Source organism: Anaerotignum faecicola (genome assembly GCF_003865035.1).
GTDB lineage: Bacteria > Bacillota > Clostridia > Lachnospirales > Anaerotignaceae > Anaerotignum_A > Anaerotignum_A faecicola.
Window position 1 is genome coordinate 357188 of the sequence record NZ_BHVZ01000001.1, and the last position, 22251, is coordinate 379438.

The 22251-nt window shown below is 41.7% G+C and carries 18 protein-coding genes; all 18 read right to left on the bottom strand.

Going from position 1 to position 22251, the window contains the following annotated elements:
- Positions 1-7: 7 nt before the first annotated feature.
- On the bottom strand, positions 8-2101 hold the full coding sequence (locus tag EJE48_RS01640) for a type IA DNA topoisomerase (RefSeq protein ID WP_124984233.1): 2094 nt from the start codon (positions 2099-2101) through the stop codon (positions 8-10).
- 73 nt (positions 2102-2174) lie between these two features.
- Entirely contained in the window at positions 2175-2840 is a 666-nt protein-coding gene (locus EJE48_RS01645) for a CD1107 family mobile element protein (protein ID WP_124984234.1), read from the bottom strand.
- Entirely contained in the window at positions 2830-3165 is a 336-nt protein-coding gene (locus tag EJE48_RS01650; RefSeq protein WP_002594794.1) for a DUF4315 family protein, read from the bottom strand. Before EJE48_RS01650 ends, EJE48_RS01645 begins: the two co-directional genes overlap by 11 nt.
- A 17-nt stretch (positions 3166-3182) precedes the next feature.
- A complete protein-coding gene (locus tag EJE48_RS01655) occupies positions 3183-5612 on the bottom strand; it encodes a CD1108 family mobile element protein (RefSeq protein WP_124984235.1) in 2430 nt (809 codons plus the stop codon).
- 35 nt (positions 5613-5647) lie between these two features.
- Positions 5648-6403, bottom strand: a complete 756-nt coding sequence (gene srtB / locus EJE48_RS01660) for a class B sortase (protein ID WP_243107940.1) — start codon at positions 6401-6403, stop codon at positions 5648-5650.
- Between the two features lie 29 nt (positions 6404-6432).
- On the bottom strand, positions 6433-9090 hold the full coding sequence (locus tag EJE48_RS01665; RefSeq protein WP_431835052.1) for a VirB4-like conjugal transfer ATPase, CD1110 family: 2658 nt from the start codon (positions 9088-9090) through the stop codon (positions 6433-6435).
- A 145-nt stretch (positions 9091-9235) separates the two neighbouring features.
- Positions 9236-9607 carry a PrgI family protein gene (locus tag EJE48_RS01670; RefSeq protein WP_002594798.1) on the bottom strand — a complete coding sequence of 124 codons (372 nt, stop codon included), beginning with the start codon at positions 9605-9607 and terminating at the stop codon, positions 9236-9238.
- A gap of 23 nt (positions 9608-9630) precedes the next feature.
- On the bottom strand, positions 9631-10500 hold the full coding sequence (locus tag EJE48_RS01675; RefSeq protein ID WP_002594799.1) for a VirB6/TrbL-like conjugal transfer protein, CD1112 family: 870 nt from the start codon (positions 10498-10500) through the stop codon (positions 9631-9633).
- A 27-nt stretch (positions 10501-10527) separates the two neighbouring features.
- On the bottom strand, positions 10528-10740 hold the full coding sequence (locus tag EJE48_RS01680; protein WP_005421639.1) for a Maff2 family mobile element protein: 213 nt from the start codon (positions 10738-10740) through the stop codon (positions 10528-10530).
- 146 nt (positions 10741-10886) lie between these two features.
- Positions 10887-12824 carry a VirD4-like conjugal transfer protein, CD1115 family gene (locus EJE48_RS01685; RefSeq protein WP_124984237.1) on the bottom strand — a complete coding sequence of 646 codons (1938 nt, stop codon included), beginning with the start codon at positions 12822-12824 and terminating at the stop codon, positions 10887-10889.
- The gene (locus EJE48_RS01690) at positions 12821-13339 is read right to left on the bottom strand and encodes a PcfB family protein (protein WP_124984238.1); all 519 of its coding nucleotides are present in this window, start codon (positions 13337-13339) and stop codon (positions 12821-12823) included. Before EJE48_RS01690 ends, EJE48_RS01685 begins: the two co-directional genes overlap by 4 nt.
- A complete protein-coding gene (locus EJE48_RS12325; protein ID WP_170158613.1) occupies positions 13320-13466 on the bottom strand; it encodes a hypothetical protein in 147 nt (48 codons plus the stop codon). The genes EJE48_RS01690 and EJE48_RS12325 overlap by 20 nt, the downstream gene beginning before the upstream one ends.
- 70 nt (positions 13467-13536) lie before the next feature.
- Entirely contained in the window at positions 13537-19446 is a 5910-nt protein-coding gene (locus EJE48_RS01695; protein ID WP_124984239.1) for a SpaA isopeptide-forming pilin-related protein, read from the bottom strand.
- A gap of 96 nt (positions 19447-19542) precedes the next feature.
- A complete protein-coding gene (locus tag EJE48_RS12225; protein WP_160117294.1) occupies positions 19543-19710 on the bottom strand; it encodes a hypothetical protein in 168 nt (55 codons plus the stop codon).
- A gap of 239 nt (positions 19711-19949) precedes the next feature.
- Entirely contained in the window at positions 19950-21011 is a 1062-nt protein-coding gene (locus EJE48_RS12505; RefSeq protein ID WP_243107941.1) for a sigma factor-like helix-turn-helix DNA-binding protein, read from the bottom strand.
- A 170-nt stretch (positions 21012-21181) separates the two neighbouring features.
- The gene (locus EJE48_RS12330) at positions 21182-21331 is read right to left on the bottom strand and encodes a hypothetical protein (protein WP_170158614.1); all 150 of its coding nucleotides are present in this window, start codon (positions 21329-21331) and stop codon (positions 21182-21184) included.
- 113 nt (positions 21332-21444) lie between these two features.
- Entirely contained in the window at positions 21445-21801 is a 357-nt protein-coding gene (locus EJE48_RS01710) for a helix-turn-helix domain-containing protein (protein ID WP_002594287.1), read from the bottom strand.
- A gap of 110 nt (positions 21802-21911) precedes the next feature.
- On the bottom strand, positions 21912-22250 hold the full coding sequence (locus EJE48_RS01715; RefSeq protein ID WP_118040676.1) for a DUF6050 family protein: 339 nt from the start codon (positions 22248-22250) through the stop codon (positions 21912-21914).
- Between the last annotated feature and the right edge of the window lies 1 nt (position 22251).

Here is a 22251-nt window from a genome sequence, read left to right on the forward strand (position 1 = left end):
CTGTGCTTTATTTTTTCTTTTTAGGAAATTCCAGACTGAATCTGGCTTTTCCATCTTCTACCCCAAGTACAAGATCAGCATCAAATTTGCTGTCCTTTTTCTTGGAATACAGTCCTTTTACATGGGTACGTCCCTTTTTCAGAAGCTCCACTGCCATCTTTTTATCCATTGATTTTTTCATGCTTTCCAGAAACCTATTTGACTTCCATAAAGCAAACGGACAACTTCTGTCAGAACAATAATAATTGGTCTTACCCTCATATACATCGGAACCGCATACCGGGCATTTCCCAATTACTTCCCTTGCAGTCTGAAAACGATTCCGTTCTTCTTCTGGAATCGCCCTGCATACTGAAAGAACATCGGTAATCATAGATACAATCCCATCCATAAATTCATCATCGTGGATTTTTCCCTTTTCCATCATCAGAAGCTGATTCTCCCATTCTGCTGTCAGGCTTGCGGATTTCAGATTCTCCGGCATTACATGAATCAGCTCACAGCCTGCCACCGTAGGAAAAATCTGCTTTCCTTTACGTTCTGCATACCCGGAAGATACCAGCTTCTCAATAATATTGGCTCTGGTTGCCGGTGTCCCCAATCCCTTTTTCTCTGTTTCAGAATCAAATTCCTTATTTCCCGCTGTTTCCATTGCAGCAAGCAGAGTATCTTCGGTAAACATCTTCGGCGGAGAAGTGTAATGTGTACTCTTCTCTGCTTTCACAGAGGCAAGAGTCATTCCTTCCTCATATCCTTCTGGAAGTTCTGTCTTATGATCCGGTTCATCAGATTTCTTATCCTTTACACAGTATTTCCGAAAGGCTTCTTCCACTTCTTTGAAGCCCATCTGCACAGGCAGCTTTCCTTTTGCAGTAAATTCATGTTCTTTGCACTGTACGGAAATTTCTGTCTGCTCATAAAGGTACTCTTCCCCTGTTGCCTGAACAAGCTGCTGTCCGATCAGCATCAGCAGATTTTTCTTTCCACCGGAAAGTCCTCCCATGCCTTTTTCCATTGCTTCTTTTGTCGGTAGGATTGCATGATGATCAGATACCTTTGCATTATTAACCACACGATCTATGTTTCCCCTAATCTGTCCAGATTCCAGAAACGGAAGAAAATCTGTCATGCCTTCGGCAAGCATTTTTACCGTTTCTTTCATATCCTCGATTACATACTGACTGTCTGTTCTCGGATAAGTAACCATCTTTTCTTCATACAGTTCCTGCAGCATATCCAATGTTTTCTGTGCAGTGTATCCGAAAAATCGGTTTGCTTCCCTCTGCAGACTGGTCAGGTCATAAAGTTTGGGCGGAGAAGTCTTTTTCTGTTCTCTTTTCACTCTGGTCACAACAGCTTCTGTCCCATCACAGAGTTTTCTTAATTCTTCCGCTTCTGTTTCAGACTGAATATTTTCTGAAATTACCGCAAGTCTTCCATCTGACAGGGAAACCTTATAATAGGCTTCTTTCTTGAAATGCTCAATTTTCTCTTTTCTTTCCGTCAGCATAGCAAGCGTTGGTGTCTGCACTCTGCCAACTACCAGACGTTTAAAATATCTGGTTGTGTAAGCTCTCGTTGCGTTCATTCCGATCAGCCAGTCCGCCTGTGCCCTGCATACCGCAGCATTACAAAGCCCTGCATATTCTCTCCCGTCAGTTAGGGACTGAAATCCTTTCTGAATGGCTTCATCTTCCATTGAGCTGATCCACAGACGCTTCACTGGTTTCTGACAGCCTGCCAGATCATAAACTCTTTTAAAAATCAGTTCTCCTTCTCTTCCGGCATCACAGCCATTCACCAGATATGCTACATCTGCCCGGTTCATCAGGCTGCATATCACATCAAATTGCTTCTTTTTATCCTCTGATACCTGAACTTTCCATACTTCCGGAATAATCGGTAAATCCTCAAACTGCCATTTTGCATATTTTTCATCATAGATTTCCGGTGGGACATACTCTGCCAGATGCCCCAGGCACCAACTGACGATGCAACTGTTCCCCTCCAGATACCCGTCCTTTCTCTGATAAGCAGATAAATTTTTTGCAAGGCTCTGTGCCACGCTCGGTTTCTCTGCGATCACTAAAAATTTCGCCATGTTTTCCTCCTGTTCCTGTCAAAAAGGCAGTCCATAAAGAACCGCCCTTTCTCCATACCTTATGCTTTTTTTGTTATTTCTGCTGATCTTCCGCATTTTCTTCATCTTCATTGATGTAACTGTCATCAGCAAATTCCAGACCTTCCTCTACAATACCGTCCTCTTTTTTCTTTCGGAATTTACTTAAAGCAAAAGCAGCTAAACCACCGAATACCAGTACAATACCGCCGCCCAGGATCGCAGAGCCAAACATTTTATTACCACCGGATTCCGGTTTTACTTCTGTTTCTGGCTGTACGGTAGTTTCTGGTTCTGGTGCTGCAGTCGTTTCCGGAAGAACAACTGCTGGTTCCTCTTTTTTCTCGATTTCCTCGTTTTCGCCTAAGAACTCTGCCAGATCATTTTCATCTACCAGTGACATCATGTACACGTTTTCGGAAGTACCGGAACGGTCAATGACCATATAAAAGGTGTTTCCATTCTTTGTCTGTACCGTCAGAAACTGCTTGGAACTGTCATTCTCCTTATCATCCACAAGCTGTCCGTTTCCCGATGTGGAAAACGGTGTTCCCTCTGCGGCAGGCTGCTCCGCCGGCTGTTCTTCTATCACCTGTTCCGCAGTTTCAGTCTGCTCTGCGTTTTCATTTGCCTGTGCAAAAGCGGTCACACTGGCAGAACCCATCAGTATTGTTGATGACAACATAATCATCAAAATTTTTTTCATTACTTTATTCTTCATCTTCCAAATCCTCTCTTTCTTCTATCAGTCCGGTTGACATTTCTCTGTCCATATTTTCTTCTTTCTTTATACCTGTTTCAGAACTATCCATAGAAAGATTGCCCTCTTCATCAAACTGCATGGTAACTGTTCCATTCTGAATCCCGTCCAGAAAAGTCAGCATCTTTCGGCTGTCCATCTTCATGGAACGGATTGCCTTAATGATTTCTGCATCTTCCATCTGCTTTTTCTGGATTCTCAGTTGCCTTACATGCTCCTGCAGTTCCAGAATCTTGTTTTCAGTTTTCTGAATGTCATCCAGAACCTTTTTTAATCGCATATTCATCTCTTGTTTACTCCCTTCTAGTGAAGTCTGCCAAATGCCATAAAATGTTGCTGCCAGTAAGAACTTGCAATGCTTGTATATTGAATCGGATTTCCACAATGAATCATCATGTTATTTCCTACATAAATTCCAACATGGCTCGCTCCCGGCGTATCATAAGTTCCCTGGAAAAAGATCAGATCTCCCGGCTTTGCATCCGATGGAGATACATAGGAACAATAAGAACGAAGCCCGTCCGCTGTTGTTCTTCCCACGTTCCATCCATTTCCGCAATTATTGATTACCCAGCATACAAAACCAGAACAGTCAAAACTGGTAGATGGCGATGCACCGCCCCAGACATACGGATAACCAAGATATTTTTCCGCTTCCCGAATCATCTTGGCAAACTGCGGATCAGAAAGTGCTTCTGCCGGAATATCATATCCAAAGCCTGCCCCACCTGTCGGAATTGTGTTAAGGTCAAACAGATAATCACGATTTCCATAGTATTTGTTGTAAGCGTCATACTGCTCCTGTTCCTTATCTGTCATACGGTTTCTTAAAACTGCATCCAGGTTATGGTTCGTAAGTGTTACATCCAGCCGGTTCACTTCTCTTGTTGTCGTTACTTCCACTTCCTGACTTCCATTGCTGTCTGCTATGTATGCTTCCCAGGTCTGATGCCCATGTGCTGACGCAGAAGCGTGATCGCCGTAGAATACATCAAACTGCACACCATACTGTGCAAAATTTCCGGTATCCTCAACTACATACTCCACACCATTCATAATGACATGGGTTCCCATTGGCACAAATGGATTAGAAGCGTCTACCGCAATCGTATGATTTGCCTGTGGATAGGCTCCACTCGCTGTCGGGCCTCCACTCCACTGTCCACAACAGATCGGGCAGTTACAATATCCACTGGTCACAACCTGTCCCAGTGATTCTCCAACCTTGACCTTTTTCTTTTCTGTTACCGTTTCTCGTGTCGAATCCGTATACAAGCCATACTGTTCCTTAAAAATCTCCTGAATCTCATCTGCAACCTCTGCATAGGTAAAACCACCATACTTAACTGTCAGATAGGAAATAAGCTGATACGGGTTGTGTCCGATCTCATCAATCTGGAACTGGAACTCGTCATAATCGGAATGGTTTGCTTTCATCTGATTGATCTGCTCATTCAGTGCATTTTCTAATGCCACATAAGCATTTTCCGCAGCATAAATATCCTCATCCTCACTGGAATAACTGGTAGAAATAATAGCATTGGAACTGCCCTGGAATAACGCAGCACAGCTTGACAGGCTCGTTGCCATTAACGCAAACAGCAGCACCAGAACTCCTATGGACAGGAGGATATTTCTGTTCTGTGCCACAAGCTCCTTGACCGCAGCTTTGGCTTTTTCCGTAAATCGCTGTGCGTTTACAAGCACTGCGTCTTTCACAGCTTTTCCATGTTTCGCAGCCTGATACTGCTTCTGGTAACGCTTTTTCTGCAATAATTTCTTTAATGCAGACTGTTTCTTCTGCTCTGCTTCTTTCTGAACCGCCTTTTTTGCTTCATTGGAAGCACTGGTGCTAAACTGCAAACGGGATTTTTCTGTTTCTTCCAGAACAGATTCCCTTAACCGATTATTTCTCTGTCGTTTTTCTTTCAACCGTTCCCGAACGTAAATTGACTTTCTTGCAAGACTTTCTCCCGCAAGTTCCATCTGATCTGCTGCATCAAGAGCAGCATTATCATCGGTATCCTCTCTGATTTTTTTCTGACCATAGGCAGATACCGTTTCTGAAACAACGGTTGCTCCCTTTCTTGCCATTCTGCTACCGGGAATCATACCTTTACTTTCATCTTCAAAGGAAAGATGGGATTTTGATTTTTTCTGTTCTTTTAGCGTCTGTTCCCTTTTCGTCTTATCTTTAATCTCTTCCCGAAAGTCTTCCATTGATTTTTCATCAACTTCTGCCTTTTCATGGTAGCGTTTCTGCTCTTTTGCTGCATAGGCTGTGACCATCTTTTTCTTTCGGTTCTGCCTGTCCGGTTCTGTTATTTCAGAATCACGTTCAAATTTCCATTCTGGATGCCCCCGGATACTATCTTTCCGAAGTCTGGAACGTGAAACAGGCGGAGATTTCTCCCCGCCTGCTTTATCATCACTCATTTCTGAATTTTCCATTTCTTCCGTTTCCGCAATTTCTTCCTCTTCCAGAGAAGCGTGTCTCGATTGCAACCTGTGCTTTCCTTCTGTCACTTCCTCAACCGTTTCTTCTGCAGTATGAGTTTTTCTGACCTTTCCAAAGTCCAGCTCCTGTTCCCTGTGTCCGGCTGTTTTCTTCTCATCTGCCTCACGTCCGGTAATCCGCTTTTCCTTTTTACTGCGGAGATTTTTTTCCCTGAGTCCATCCCGACTCATCTTCTGGACAGTCTTGTCCCTTGCTTTATATTCATGCTCCTGCATGGTCATCATCTCCTGATCTATGGTAATTTTCCGTTTTATTCCTTTCCGCTATTTTTCTTTGCAACCAGTACCATACGCCCATTTTTCTGGGAATACTCACAAGTAGACAGTGTAAGTAACTTATCTCTATATTCTGCTGTTGTTCCTGTCTGATAAAGTGATTTTTCCTTAACGGAAGCAACAAATTTTTTATAATCAGCCACTGTTCCAGCTTTGATAAAACTGTAATAATCAAAATCATTTCCTGTATAAACGGGCGTTGTAAATGCTGCAAATATCTGATATTGTTCATTTCCCCATATCGTGCGGAACAGGATTGTCGGATGTTCTTCGTAAAATCCTTCGTCCTTATATTTCTCAAGGTCAGCAAACATCTTCCCACTGTTCATGTGATGTCCATATATGATCAGATTGTCCGAATCCCCTGGTACACATTCCTCTGCCAGAAATAAACATCCATTTGCAGAATATTCCCCATTGAAATCCCGATGCAGATAATAATTTTTATCTCCGGGCCGATACATGACCGGATAGTCTATTCTCGTTCCATCAATGGTCAGCCAGCCAATACAATCCGGATTTTCTTCATGCAATGCCAAAATTCCAGCATCTACCTCTATCAAAGAATCGCCGGAAGCATCTTCTTCCGATTCATCCTCTCTTTTCTGCATTAGCTCCTGCAGTTCCTGCTGTAACTGATTATCCTGTCTTTCCTGTAAAAAAAATCCCATCAGAAAATAAATACTGATTGTAAACAATACAATGGATATAGAAAGTAACAATCCTGCCACCCATTTCCTCATGTTCTGCTGTCACCTCTTCAACTATCATCTCTGCCTTTAATTCCGAGTTTTTCACGCTTCTCTACATCTTCCGGTTTCGATGACATTAACGCATAAAGCATAAGGGTATTATCGAATCTGTCCTTAAATGGAATAATTGTATTTCCATAAAAAATCAGCCCTTCTCCCTCTCCACTGTTTGTTACATAGGAAAGCTGGTGTGTTGAAATATTAAGCTGTTTTGCCAGAATCTGTCGATCCCCGGATGCCTGGTTGAGCATCAGGATAAAGTCTGAGTTTTCAAAGATATTCTCGATTTCCCTTGAAGCAAGCAGATCTTTTACGTTCTGTGTGATACCAGTCGGAATACCGCCCCACTTACGAAATCTCTTCCAGATTTCTACACTGTATGCTGCTGTCTGTTCTTCTTTCAGCAACAGATGGAACTCATCAATATAATATCTGGTGGACTTATGAGCAGAACGGTTGACTGTTACCCTGTTCCAAACCTGATCCTGAACAATCAACATGCCAAGTTTTTTAAGCTGTTTACCAAGGTCTTTAATATCGAAACATACCAGACGATTGTTCAACTCTACATTTGTACGGTGATTAAACACCTTCAGGGAACCATTTACATAGATTTCCAGTGCAGTTGCCAGCCTCTGCGACTCTGCCTCTTCCTGTTTGCGAAGCAGATTATATAAATCTTCCAGGATTGGCATTTTCTCTGGAACCGGATCAGAAAGATAGTCCTGATATACCAGACGTACACATCGGTCAATAATTGTTTTTTCCACTGGTTCCAGACCATTTTTCCCTCCTACTACCAGTTCACAAAGCGAAAGGATAAAATCTGATTTCAGAGATAGCGGATCGTCATCATCCGCATAATTGATGTTAATGTCCATTGGATTGATGTAATCATGACTGGTCGGAGAAATACGGATAACCTGCCCGTTAAATGCCCTGACTAACGGAAAATATTCACCCTCCGGATCACAGATGATAATGTCGTCTTTTGTGACAATAAACACATTGGTAATCTCTCTCTTTGCCGCAAAAGATTTACCAGATCCAGGAGTACCAAGTATCAGACCATTTGGATTCTTCAGCTTTTTCCGATCTGCCATGATCAGGTTATTAGACAGGGCATTTAACCCATAATAGATAGATTCCCCACCCATAAACAGTTCCTGCGTTGTAAATGGAACAAAAATAGCTGTCGATGTGGTAGTCAATGCCCGCTTGATCGGAATCCAGTTTTTTCCAAGCGGTAAACTGCTCATAAGGCCCTGTTCCTGCTGATAGTCCAGTCTTTTTAATGCACAGTTATATTTTTGTGCAATACCTGCCGTCTGGAATACCACATTTTCCAACTCCTGTTTATTTTTCGCTGTATTTAAAAACACCACAGTCACAAGAAACATTCTTTCATTTCTTGACTGTAAATCTTCCAGAAGTCTTTTCGCTTCCCCTCCGTATGTATTCAGGTCAGATGGAATAATATCCATATCATATCCGGAACGTACCGCTTTTTTCTGTTCCTCGATTTTCATGCGGTTAATGTCCGTAACCTTACTCTTGACCAGTTTGATTGCTTTCATCTGGTCGATGGACTGGATATGCAGATTAACAAGCAGGTTACAGTCCATTTCCAGAAATTCAGCAAGCATTTTATCCGTCAGCTCTGGTGCCAGAATCTGCAGATAGCATACTGCTCCGATGGTATCTCCCATCTGAAAATCCTTTCCATTTTTGAACAGGAAACTGGATGGTGCAATATAATCCTTTGTATTCAGCCCGGTACGCAGCATATCATCATAGCTGAACTTGAATGGCACTTTGACATTCTGGTTGAATGTTTCATACATGATCTGCAAACGCTCCGCACCATTTAACGGATACGCAGATACCCCAAAAACCTTAAAATTATTGAGTATATCTGTTTCGATACGTTCCAGTTTTGGTTTTGCTTCCCGGATATTGTCAGCTTCAATTCCAAATGTAATGTACTTGGTTCTGACAAGACCATTATTTCCTTTTGCCAACTGATTTCTGAGCATCTGGGCAAACTCCATACGCAGATCATCAAAACTGTCATTCTGCTTTTTGATACGGATCACATCTTCATATTCTGTCATGTTGCTGTGATGATTGATAAAGGACAACTGAAAATGGATGGTGCTGTCAAAATAATTCAGGAAATCACACCAGTTCTCAAAAATCGCATTTTTATCCTCATTCTGTGCCAACTGATAGTTGATATCATAAAAACGAATCGTCTTTGAATAATACCCATCCTCCACACGACAGATTCCGTCTTTTCCCATTTCCCTGTATGGAATGGACTGCTGTGCGGTAATATCTTTCCCTTTATTTCTACTGTCTTTATTCGTACTGGATATTTTCTTTACAGTACCTTTTTTTCCACTGGATTTTACAGAACCCGACGGCTTTGTCTTTTTTTTATGCTTTTCTTCTTTCTTTGCCTGTTTCTGTGCCGCCTTTTCTTCACGAGCAGCCTGTTTTGCCGCCTGCTTCGCAAGTTTTCTTTCTTCTTTTTCGTGTGCCTTATGTAATTTCATTTCATATTTCTGGGCTTTTTTCCAGGCACGTTTTTCCCGTCTGCTTAATTTACGTCTTGGTCTGCGGACACCTCGGTGTCGCTCCAGTGCTTCATACCCCGTAACCATCGGTACTCCCATCAAACGCTGTCTGTCCTTTGCATAATCTTCTGCCTCGTCCGGATCAAACACTGGTAAACCATCAGCAGAATCCTCTTCATCCAGCCACCAGTCATCCGGATGGGAAAATTCTTCTGTCTGCTCTGGAAGATTCTTATCGTTTCTTACTTTTTCCACGAACGGTACCTCCTTTCGCTTTTGTCAAAATTCTCTTTTTTTCATAGAGGTTTTCCACCTCATATTTCCGTACCGGAGGACGGATAAATTTTACTGTAATCACGTTTTTGAGGACTTTCTCTAAAGGAAGTCCATCTTTTTCATACATGGCAAATAAAAAAGCCGGAAGCATCAGCAGACACATTCCGGTTGCCGCATTACTCGAACCAATCAATCCCCTTGACAGGAAATAAAACGGAAGCCCTACTGCCGCTGCAATACCAAGGCAGATAAGCTGTCGTTTTGTAAGATTGAAAATAATTTTATTTTTTACTTTTGTCAGATCTTTTGGTACTGATACAAAAGCCATTTTCATCGTCTCCTTTTCCACATTTAGTGTGCATTAAAGATGCTCTTTGAGAAATTAGCTGTTTTCATAAGACTGAAACACAGTATCACTGTATATGCCATTACACTGAGCAGTGCCGTATGCACATTGTCTGATACCTGTATGTTTGCAACCAGCACAGAATAAATGCCCACACACACCATGATAAAAAATCCCTGAAATGCCAGTGCAAACAATCCTCTTAAATAATTGCTTCCAATCTGTCCCCATTCCCGGTTGCTCATAGTGGCAAATGGAATCGCACCGATTGACGAATACAGATAAATTTCTATCATACGACCATATAAAATGACCGTTATAAAAACGGATATAACCTTTAAACACAGGCTCGCCAGAAGCGTTTCCAGTGCCAGTATAATCAGTTCCCCTACTTCCATTGATTCCATTGCTGTCTCCATCGAGGTGATTACCGAATCAATATTGATTGCCGTCTGCTGGTTGATAACACCTGCCGCCCGGTTCACTACATTCTGCCCAACATCAAAAATTGCCATTGTGATCGTAAAAGCATTGCTTACGAACCAGACTGCTACCCACATCTTGAAAAAATATTTGAAAAACATCCATGTATCTATGTCATGCATATTATTCTTTTCGGTGAGCATGGAAATCAACTCATAGCACAACACAAAGGTTATGATCATTCCGGCAATCGGTACAATCACAGAATCCGACAGATTTTGGATCAAGCTGAAAATACTGCCACTCCAGCCCTGGGGCGTTTGCCCAACCTGACTTGCAATATCACCGGTTTTTTCATTCACATCGGTAAACATGTTCGTCAGGTTTGAGCTGACCATGCCTGTAAGGAGGTTACGCATCCATTCTTCTATGGACTCAAAAATCTTATCCATGCGTGTTCTCCTTTCTTACTGCCCCGGCTAAAACAAATTCGCCAGTAATGGTACAAGCTGTGTACCGATCAGAACGACACCTCCACCTGCCATAAGCTGCTTGATTCCCTGGGACTTGGCTCCGGGATTGTCATTTCCATATCCTTCCAGGAGATTGATAACTCCCCAAACTGCCAGACCAGCTCCGATTGCAACAACCAGAGTCTGTAAAATATTAATTGCGGATGTAAAAAACGCCATAATCTATGTTCTCCTTTCGTAACTGCTGTTTTCATTGTGATTTTTTAACGGTTACTACTCGGAGGGTTCCGCCCTGATGGGCGGTCTTTCATGCTTACGCATATCGCTACCTCCCAAAAGGGCATAAAAAAAGAGCTATGTATGTTTTACGTTACATGCTCTGTGCCTTCATTTTCACTATTTGATTGTTCTTCCAGTTCACTGCCTTCATACATATAAAGGTCGAACTGTTCTTCCGGATCTAACCGGACTTCCATCTGATGTTTCATGTATTCTTCCACATGGAACTCATTCTTTTTATCATAATCGGATAACTGCTTATACCGTTTATGTTTTGTAATATCAAATTTATCACTGTAAAACGGACGGACACCACGAAGCTGTAAAATACACTTGTTGCCGTCCATGACTGCCAGTTCATCCCGGCTCATCAGTTCTTTTCCTGTTTTCTGATAGTTCAGACCATAAGACCTGCTCTGTCCTCTTGTATCAGAAGTGTTATATAAGTCAATGGTTTCCTTACCCAGTGTTTCTGAAATTTCTTTCAGAGTGGTACTTTCCTTACCTCCAAGGAATAACATTGTGTCGCAATTCCCGGTAATGGTTTCGGCTGCATCCTTGTAAATGGTCTTGAGCTGCGACTGGGACTGGAGTATAATAGAAGCAGAAATTTCCCTGCTTCGGATCGTTGCAATCAGCTTATCGAACTTCGGAATCTGACCGATATTTGCGAACTCGTCACAGAGGATTCTTACATGATAAGGCAGTCTTCCATGATGAACGTCATCGGCTCTATCACATAACAGATTGAAAAGCTGACTGTACATCATGGCAACCACAAAGTTAAATGTATCATCCGTATCAGAGATTACAATAAACAATGCAGTTCTTTGATCTCCGATCATATCCAGCTCCATCTCATCATAAGACATAAGCTCCCGCAGTTCCGCAATATCAAAGGGTGCGAGTCTGGCACCACAACTGATTAAAATACTTTTTGCTGTCTTTCCTGCAGCCAGCTTGTATTTTTTATACTGCCTTACTGCAAAATGATTCGGCTCGTCTCTTTCCAGCTCCTCAAATAACAGATCCACTGCATTTTTAAACTCTTCATCTTCTTCCCTGGTTTCACTGGCATTGATAAATTCCAGCAGGGTTGAAAAATTCTGTTCTTCCTCTGGTGCTTCATAATAGATATAACCAATCAAAGCACAATACAGCAGACGTTCCGCTTTTGTCCAGAAATCCTCGGAAGATTTTTCTCCCTCTCCTTTGGTATTTACCATGATCGTATTTACCAGTTTCAGAATATCTTTTTCCGAACAAATGTAATGAAACGGATTATAGTGCATACTTTTGGCAAAGTTGATAGTATTCAGCACCTTGATTTTGTAAGGAGCCATTACCACTCTGCCATTTTTATCACGCAGGATTTTCCCATTTTTATCTTTCTTCGGTGTCCCTCGTGCTAACATCTTACCACATTCTACGATAATTGTCCCCTTGGGATCAGTAACCACAAAGCTCACATTATCCGGCATCTGCATAAGCTGTGGTTTCACATAAAATCTGGTCTTGCCGCTGCCAGATCCCCCGATTACTATGACATTCTTGTTTCTGGCATACTTTGGTTTCTTTGGTCTGCTGTTCATGGTCAGACGTTCCGTTTGTGTCAACAGAATATTATTCTCAAAGACCGGATCAATAAAAGGTGCTATATCCTTTTCATTTCCCCATCTGGCAGAACCATATTCCTCCCCTTGGCGAAACTTCTTTCCATTCTTTCCTTTGAAATATACCACTGCCCACACACTGACTGCTGCGATAGTTCCCGCAGCCAGACTTTTCGGTTGTATACTCGGCAACAACTTTTTAAACGCTAACGGATAGTTCATAAGAAGAACCATCAGCCTGTCCACCACTGTACTGCCTCTGCAATATTGATACAGCCAGGTGCATTTATTTACCACATAAAATACAACCACATACGGAATATGCAACAGAACCTTTTTTATCACTTCTGCATTCGGGGGACGCACCTGAAATCCTTTCAGTTTTTTCTTTATATTTTTTATCCCACTCATAAGGTCGGCTCCTTCTGTTTTTCTTTCGATTTTTCCCGTTCTCTCTGTTTATCCTGGCTGCGGGCTGCGATTGCCTGCTGTAATTTCTTACGGACAGACGGTTTCTTTGTTTTATTCAATGTCTTTCCGGTAAATTCCCGAAATGCCGCTGTCATCACATCCACATCCCTTGCCTTGAAGAAAACAAAATATCTCGGTGGATCTACGGCCTTATCACGTTTCAGGCTAAAATCAATGCTATATTTTTTTGCCACTTTTTCAAAAGCCTTAATATTGTTATCCGTAATCTCAATGTTGGAAAGCTGAACATTCTGCTGTGCCAGCTTCTTTAAACTCTGCTTCCCATGATAATCTTTATCTGGCGGTCCTTTTACCTGCTGTTTTCTTGCTTTCTCTGCTTTTTCTTTCTCTATTGCTGCCAGAAAACGCATCATTGCCTGTTTCAATAAGCGAACTGTCACTTTTCCGCCAGTGATACACAGGGACACTGTTTTTTCATTCACTTCTTCCTGCATCAATCTGTTCCTTTCTATGGTTTTCCAACAGACGGTCTTCCTTTGCTCCTACCCGGATACAGCAGTACAGAACAAAGTTGACTACTAATACCAGAAGAATCCCTGCAATAATCAATAACGTTCTCATTTTATACCCCTTTCATCATTCAAAAGGGCATCTACGACTTTGCTGCCCATAAATGCCCCTCCATTAACTTTTATTTTCTTTTTTTTGCAATCCAGACTGCTGATACACTGCCTGCCATGCCTGCAATCGCAAGCAAAATCCAAATCAGCATGTGTGTATTATCTCCGGTTTTCGGTGTATCTGTTACCTGTGTAGACGGTGTTTCCGGTGTTGGTGTTTCTTCCGGTTTTACCTCATCTTTCATCACTACTTTCTGGATCTCTCCGGTATCCTCCACTGTAAATTTCACATCTTCCGCTACCAGATATCCATCAGGGGCAGACTCTTCACGAAGTGTATACTCCCCCATCGGAAGCATTTCTATGTAGTGTGGTTTTTCCTCAGAAGTCCAGCTCTCTACTGTCTTACCGTCTTTGTCAAGAATGGTCAGTTTTGCTCCTGGCAGTTCCTTACCGGAAATATCTGTTTTGGAAATTTCTACCTTGGTCACATCATCTTTCATTTCTATTTTCTGTGGCTTTGCAGTGTCTTCAACGGTAAACGTGATGCTTTCTGCTGTCACATAACCATCTGCCGGTTTTGTTTCTGTCAGAGTATATTTCTGTCCGACTACCAGTTCTTTGATGATATGAGCTTCTTTACCGGAAGTCCAGGAATCTACAACTTTACCGCTTTCATCAGTTACCTGTAACTTAGCTCCTTCCAGTTCTTTTCCGTCTGTCAGGGAAGTCTTAGTGATCTCGATTACAGTCGGCTCGTCCTCAAAGGTAAAAGCATAAAATACTTTTTCCTTTTCTGCACCTCCATACTCAAACGTGAACTCCTGTGTTTCATCTGTCGTTGCAAATCCAGGTGCCGGAGATGTTTCTTTGATATAATACGCAAAATCAATCGGTAAATCTGCCGTAAAAGTCAGCTTTCCTTCTTTGTCTGTTGCCAGTTCCTCGATCACAGTATCTGCTTTCAGAATTACTTTTCCGTCTGCTCCTGTAATATCATCCTTGACACAGAGGGCAAATACCGCACCTTCCAGTACACGATCAGAATCTTTCTCTTTTTTCACAACTTTCACTTCTACTTTCTGGCGGTTATTCTGCCAGTCAGCAGAGTAAGTAACCTCTGCAGTATCCTGATCCCGGTATGTCAGATCAATCTCTCTTGCTTCATCATCCAGAACAAAGCCTTCTACTGTAGCTTTTTCTTTTACATAGTATTTGCCAAGCGGAAGTCCGGATATTTTTGCAATACCGGTATCATCTGTTGTAATGGTTGCCACCAGCTCATCTTTTTTATAATGATCTTCACTTTCTCCGTCAGCAGACTTCACATCTTCTAAAGCATAAACTTCAAAAGTAACATCTTTCAGACTGCCTGTTACATACTGGAATAAATGGCTGATCCAGCCTCCAACGGAATCCAGTGCAGTTACTTTATCCAGAAATTCTCCATTTTTATTGATGATAATCGTTCCTGTTGGCACATCATCTTTCATTTCAACTTTCTGGATTTCCCCGGTATCCTCAATCGTAAAAGTGATCTCTTCTGCCTTGAGGTATCCATAAGGAGCCATTTCTTCTCTGAGAGTATAGGTTTCCCCTACGGTAAGTCGTTCAATCAGATGCTGCTCGCCTTTTACAGATTTCCATGTATCAACTGCATTTCCAGCTTTGTCCAGAACAGTAAGTGTCGCACCTGACAATTCCACGCCAGTAGTTAAATCAGACTTGGAAACTACAACCTTTGTAGGCTGGTTCTTAAATACAGAAGATAACTGTACTACCTTAACATCCTGTCCCTGATATTCTGCTTTTACTTCCATAACTTCATCAGAAGATACATAACCATCTGGTGCTGCAAGTTCTTTGATATAATACTCACCAAATGGAAGATCCTGTGTAAATACAGCCTTTCCATCTTCTCCGGAAACAGCTTTTCCAAGCAGTGTGCCTGCTTTCACAATTACAGCTCCATGACCTTTCATATCATTCTTTGCATAAAGTCCAAACTCTGCTCCTGCAACGGCTGCTTCTGTATCAGCATCCTGTTTTACCACAGAAATTTCTACTTTCTGACGGTCATTTTCAAAGATAGCTGTCTGTTCAATGACTGGTGTTTCCTGATCTTTGTAAGAAAAAGTCATGATCTGTGCTTCACTGTTTAAAGCAAAGCCATCCGGTGCTGTCTTTTCAACAATCTTATAGCTTCCAAGCGGCAGATTTTTCAGGACCGCTTTTCCATCTTTATCCGTTGTAACCGTTTTTACCAGTGTTCCAGCAGCATATTCCAGAATACGGTTTCCATTATCATCTTTCTGGAAATCTGCAGTATAGATGTCCTCGGCAGCGTAAATCTCAAACTCTGCCCCTTCCCGATTTTCTGTCTGATATGTAAAATCATCCTTGAATCCGTCCAGAACTTCGCCCTTTTTCACGATAGTCAGTTCACCCTTAACAGGATGGTTCTCATAAACTGCTTCAATGATCACATCCCCGGAAATTCCGTCCATCTGGTATGCAGTATTGGAATCTACTGTTACCTCATAGTAATTTTCATTCAAAGTATATCCATAAGGTGCATTTACTTCCTCAATGTGATAATGTCCGATTTTAAGATTCTGCGGAAGAATCAAATATCCCTGCTCATCTGTAAAATAGGATTTATGTTTTACTGTAGTCGGATAAGTTGTTACCTGCTCCACATATTTCTCAGTGTCCATGTTGAAAATCTTGAACTCTGTATTCTTCTGAAGCACTGCCTTTTTCGTCTCATCATCCTGTTTGATGATTTTCAGTTTCGCTTCAAACTCGTCATCCAGAAGCACTCTCCATGTCTGTGGCTGGTTCGGGTTGTTCTCAGTGATACGCACTGTAAAATCATCTACCGGAGTGTAATTATGAGGTGTCGTGGTTTCACGCACAATATAAGTTCCATAAGGAATCGCAATACTGCAGGCATAACCTTTTTCATCTGTAAAGATTTCTGTTGCTCCGTTTTCCCCGATCACTACCGGTTTTGCAGAATCAAAATCATAGCTTCCATCCTCTTTTACTTTCAGGGAAGATACCAGATAAGCGGTAAATCCTGCCCCTTTCAGTAAGTCGGCATCGGTCTTTCCGTTATTTGCCGCCTTGATAATCTGGAATGGCTGTTTCATTACCTGCTCCAGAGACAGACAGTCACGTTTTACTTCTGCTACAAGATCTCCTTCGTAATTGCAGACTAGATCATGTTCTTCTTCATCTGCCAGATAACCAGTTGGAGGAGTAATCTCTTTCACATAGTAATTACCAAGATATAATCCATCCACAAAAGCCTGTCCATTCTCATCTGTCGTAAGAGTGGCAACCTGTTCTCCTGCTTTATAGATCACGCCAGTAGCACCATACGGATGCACAATATCCTCACGAGCATACAGTCCATATACTGCTTTTTCCAGAGTGGCATCACCCTGTGGAACTGCCTTTTTGGTTTCTTTATCCTGCTTCTGCAGAGAAATCTTAGCTGTCACACGTTCATTTTTGAATGTATGCTTGAATGTCTGTTTTGCTTCTTTATCATTCGTATAAGAGAAAGCAAACGTATAAACATCATCTGTGTTTCTCACATACCCTTCCGGTGCCTGCACTTCTTTCACATCATAAGAAAATCCAAGCGGCAGGTCTGCTGTAAACTTCGCTGTTCCGTCTGCTCCTGTTGTCACTTTCTGGATCAGTGTCCCTTTCTTTACAATGACGGTTCCATCCACGTTGGTAATGTCACTTGCAGCATAAAGTCCAAAGATTCCTCCAGCCAGAGGATTTTCTGTATCTTCATCCTGTTTTGTTACCATTACTTCTACTTTCTGTCTGTCATTAGTAAAGGTTGTCTCAGTGAAAACAACATCCACATTCTGTCCTGCATAGGATAATGTTACTGTCTTTTCCTCTCCGGCATTATAGAATCCTGTCGGAGCCTGTTTCTCTTTTACGATATATGTACCAAGATACAGATTTTTAAGAACGGTAGCTCCGTTTGTATCTGTTGTCAGATTCTCTTTTACCAGATCACCCTTGCTGTAAACTTTTGTACCATAAGCAGTTTTAATATCTGCTCCAGCATACACATCATAAACAGCACCACTCTGTCTGCGTTTCTCATACTTAAATGTTGTTCCGTTTTCTGTTACATCTGCACCAACCAGAACCTCACCTTCTTTATAAACGGTAAGCTGTCCCATCTGTTCTTCATCTGGAACGGTAACGGTTGTGGTCTTGCTGACTTCCAGTTTCACATTGTAAGCTGTTGCATTGATACGATATCCGCTTGGAGCTGTAATCTCTTTCAGATATACAGTATCCTGTGTCTTAGTGATCTGTACGGACGCTTCACCGTTTTCATCCGTCGCAGGTAACTGTGTGATCAGTTTTGTGCATTCTGCATCACTGTATAATCCAAACACAGCACCAGACAGCTTTGCGTCTGACTTGGCATCTTTCTTGATCACCTTAACACTTGCCTGCTGTACCCAAGATACTTTAAAATCTACATATTTCTCATCATCAACGCCTTCACCAAATACCAGAGCCAGATCCTGGTTTCCGGAACCTGTTGAAATCTTATAAGCTGAATAATCTTTGGTAATGCTTCCTTTCATGGTTGCAGACCAGCTTCCTGCCACATCACTCACCTGTGTTAATGGTGCAGACAGATAAAACTTTGTACCACCACAAATTTCCACACTTTCTCCGGCTTTATTTATTTTACCTGTTGTCAGGTTATGAAGCTGTACACCTGCCGGAAGTTTCATGGTAATGGTCTGTAACGCATCCGCATTAAATGTAATATCCTTTGTTCTCTGACTGTTGCCATCCACATAGGCTTTTACATCTGCATCCGAAAAGGACATTGCCACATCTGGAATTTCCGGCTGTGAAATACAGTAATTATAGAGTTTCATTGCCAGATTCTGTGCTGTACTGTTTGCACCTGAAAAAGCATCCCCACTTCCATTTGCATAAGATGCTGCCAGATGTACCAAGATAAATCTGGCTCCTGTACTTAAATTGCCGTATCCGTTTTCTTCTGTAAAAAAACCATCATCACCGGAAGCCTTTGTACCGTAATAGCACACTTTTGCAAGTGTTTTCCCATCACCAACTTTATTGATCGTATAGGTTCCACTTCCTGGCCCTGGTTTGGATGGCTGCACACAGTATGCTGTGGCAGATATATTACCGAATTTTACAGTGTACTGATAAGTAAGATATGTTCCATATCCATAATCTGCATATCGGTATTCTGCTCCTCTGGTCACAGAAACCTGCTGTGAACTTCTGGCATTGCCCGCCGCAGCCATAAAGGTCACTGTTTCTCCGGCTTCCATTGCATACAGATCAATGCCATTACTCTCTGCCTGTTCCAGTACTTCTGAAACGGTTAATTCAGATTCCAAATCTGCTGTGCTTTCAGAATTTTGTGTTTCCCGGTGCGACTCCGAATCCTCCTCGCTCTGCTCCGTATCCCCAGTATCATCCTCAACATTCACTGTACTGTCCGAAGAACGCTCTGACTGCACTTCTGTTTCCGGTTCTTTCACTGTAATATTTCTGCTGATTCTATAAGCAGGATGACCGCTGACTGGTTTTACTGCATAGACAGCCTTGTAAGTATCCGGTGTATGTGTGTCGAAATCTGTACCAGTTTCATTCTTTGCTTCATGGAATAAAATCTTGATCTTACTTTCATCTACACCTTCGATTCCAGACAGATCAACTTCTACATCAAATTCCTGCCCATAAGAAAGTTCAATGTCATTTGCCTTTACGATTTCATCCGGATCAAGGGAATCTTGAACGTCTTTTAATTCTGCATACTGCTGTTCAAATGGTATTTCTTCCGGTTCTAATTCAGAAGCCGAAACTGCTACTGGCTGAATAATGACAGAAGCCAGTGTTGCGACTGCCATAAATCCGGACAAGAATCTTTTGAATCTCATTTTCATTTTGACTGAATCCTCTCTTTCTTCTATTATCTGCTCTGTTTTCATGCAGGCTCACACCTGCATTATTCAATCATTGGAACCACCTCCCACATCTTATTACTGATACAGAAATAACTCTGATAACAGCACATTCATATGGCAGTGCCTTTTTTGAAACACCGCCACATGGTATCTGCTGTCATCCTGTAAAACAGGAATGACACTCAGGTAAAGTTCAGGATCAAGCATTAAGCCGCAAGAGGTAATTCGTAATCGTTCCTGCAAGGGGTGCCTCCCATCTGTATCCCTTCACGTTTTCACCGGATTCCCGCCGCAAGAATGCGTAGCTGAAAAGTTCCGGGTATCCTCTCGCTGCTGGTATGAAATTGTCAAGGTTCAATTTTTAAGGGTATTATTATCTCGAATTGAAAATAGACATTTGCCCCTTCACTAACCGCATGTGTGAAAGGGCAAAAATTAACCTGTTTGAAAAATTTTTTAGAAATTTTTATTCCAACATTGTTTTATGTGTTTTCCAGTTGTTCTTTTAACTTCTCCAATACTTTCTTCCTCCGGTTTCTAATCGTCTTTGGGCAGCACCCCAAATACTGTGCCGTTTCTTTTACTGTAAATTCTTCAAAAAACAATAGTGTTATCAGTTCTGCATCCTCTTTAGTCAAATATCCCAGAGCTTCTTCCAGTTCCTGTATTTCTGACAGTCTGATAACGATTTCTTCCGGTGATACTACCGAAAAAGAGCAGTCATAGCCTTTTTCCTGTAATTCCTCCATGCTGCATACCCCATTCCTCTGCATTTTTTCAACCTGGTATCGCTCTTTTCTTCCAGCCTGATACCAGGCCAAATATACTTCCCTGGTAACTTCCACAAGCGTGTCATTTATACGCAGCATATAGCGTTGTCTTTCTTTTGGCTTTTTACCAGGCATACTTCCAGTCTCCTTTTCCAATGCTCTGGCAGAGTTATCCGAATTATTCCGCATTTTCTGCATTGCCTGTGAAATACACTTTGATACTGCCGGAACTGTAATACCCAGTTCATGCGAAACTTCTTTTTGTGTTTTCTGCTGAAAATAAATACGCTGGATCATCTGTCTCTGTCGCTCTGTCAGCAAATCCATCAGCTCTCTGACTGTTTCCTCTGCAATGATTTTTTCAAGCAGACATTGTCCTTTATCTGCCAACTCGCACCATTCTTCAGAAATACAGCTATATGAAACACAATTATTATGTTCTCGTGTTTCCCTGTTTCTCCACAGCCGGTCTTCGCCTTCTAATATCAGCCTTACATACCAGGGTTGATCATCGAAAAAATTCTCCTCAACAACTGCTATTTTTCTTTCTGCTTCATATACATAATCTCGACAGGTAAATAATGGAAAAACCGTTGCATAGTCCCCCACACAATAGAGAACATATCCGGTCTGATATGCGATAATTTCCGCACAATCCATCAACCTCTGCTTCGCAACTGCTACCTCATTTTCTCTTAAATATTTAGCGGACGGAACCTTTCTTCTTTCTTCCCTGTTACTTACAACCTGTTTCAATTCCTGCAATGTAAGCATAATTACCACCTTTCTGCCTGCTGGCAACAGGTGCCCATCAGCAGAAAGGATAGGATTCTTACTGTTCAACTGACAAAAAGGACAGTAAAAAACAGCTTCCGGTACACCCGTTTTTTTTAAACGAGAGCCTGAAACTTCTTTACTGCCCTTTCTAATAGTTACAATATTCTCTACTTTATTTTCTGTCTGATGCCAGCATCAGACTTCTTGGCATTTCTTTTTGCTTTTATGTTCTTTTCATTTTCCATCAAAACAGAATAGTCTCCCATTGCATCATAGGGACACTGTTTCCGATAAAGCAAATTTTCTTCTCTTGTCATCAATCCTATCTCCCTTCTTTATCTCTCTGTTTTCCATTTTAACAACACAAGATTCTATTATCCTTAGCATATATGGGGAGTTTTTTTATTTTGCACCCCATATATGGTGAAATTCACCTGTATTCATTTAAACTGTCTATCAGAGAATCTATGGTCTGCATGATAATTTTCTGCTCTTTCCATTCCATCTTCTGAATACGGTAAAGCACTTCCTGAATTGATTCCAGCTTCTCTGTACCGCCTCCCTCTTTCCCCAGCAGGAGATTGGCATCCGTTTCCAATATCTCAATCATCTTCCTAAAAATCTCAACAGACATTGCCGTTTGTCCGCCTTCTATCCTGCTGACCGTATTGACACTGATACCTGCTTTTTCCGCAAAAGATTCCTGTGACAACTTCATTTCCTGCCTGCGTTTTCTGATCCGTTCTCCCAATTCAATAAGTTCTGTGGAAATTGCACGATTGCTCAATACGGTGTCTCCTTTCCTGCAATTTGTCCCAACTTTACGCCATTGTGTCGCAAAGTTCCCCGAAAAAAAGCAGCTAATTTTTGTCTTAGCTGCTTTTCAAAAAATCTATTTCATTTTATTCTCGGTATTTTATGTATCCCTGTAAGAACTGTAATCAGAAAAACGCAGAGATAAATGATCGCCTGTCCAATCATTGCCAGAAGAACGATGCTTCCGATCAATCCTCCGATCAGAAGATTCATTGTCCAGACTGCCAGCGTTCCTCCGAGGTCAAAACCTTTTGGAACCATCCAGACACACATTTTTCCGATTCCAAACGGTATCCCCATCAGAAGTAACAGCAAGAAATAATTGCACTTCCCATCCTGGATACAAAACGGTCTTAATACTGCAAACAATACTGTAATCACCAGCACTGGTGCTATCACTTTTTTAATCATCTTCTTCATG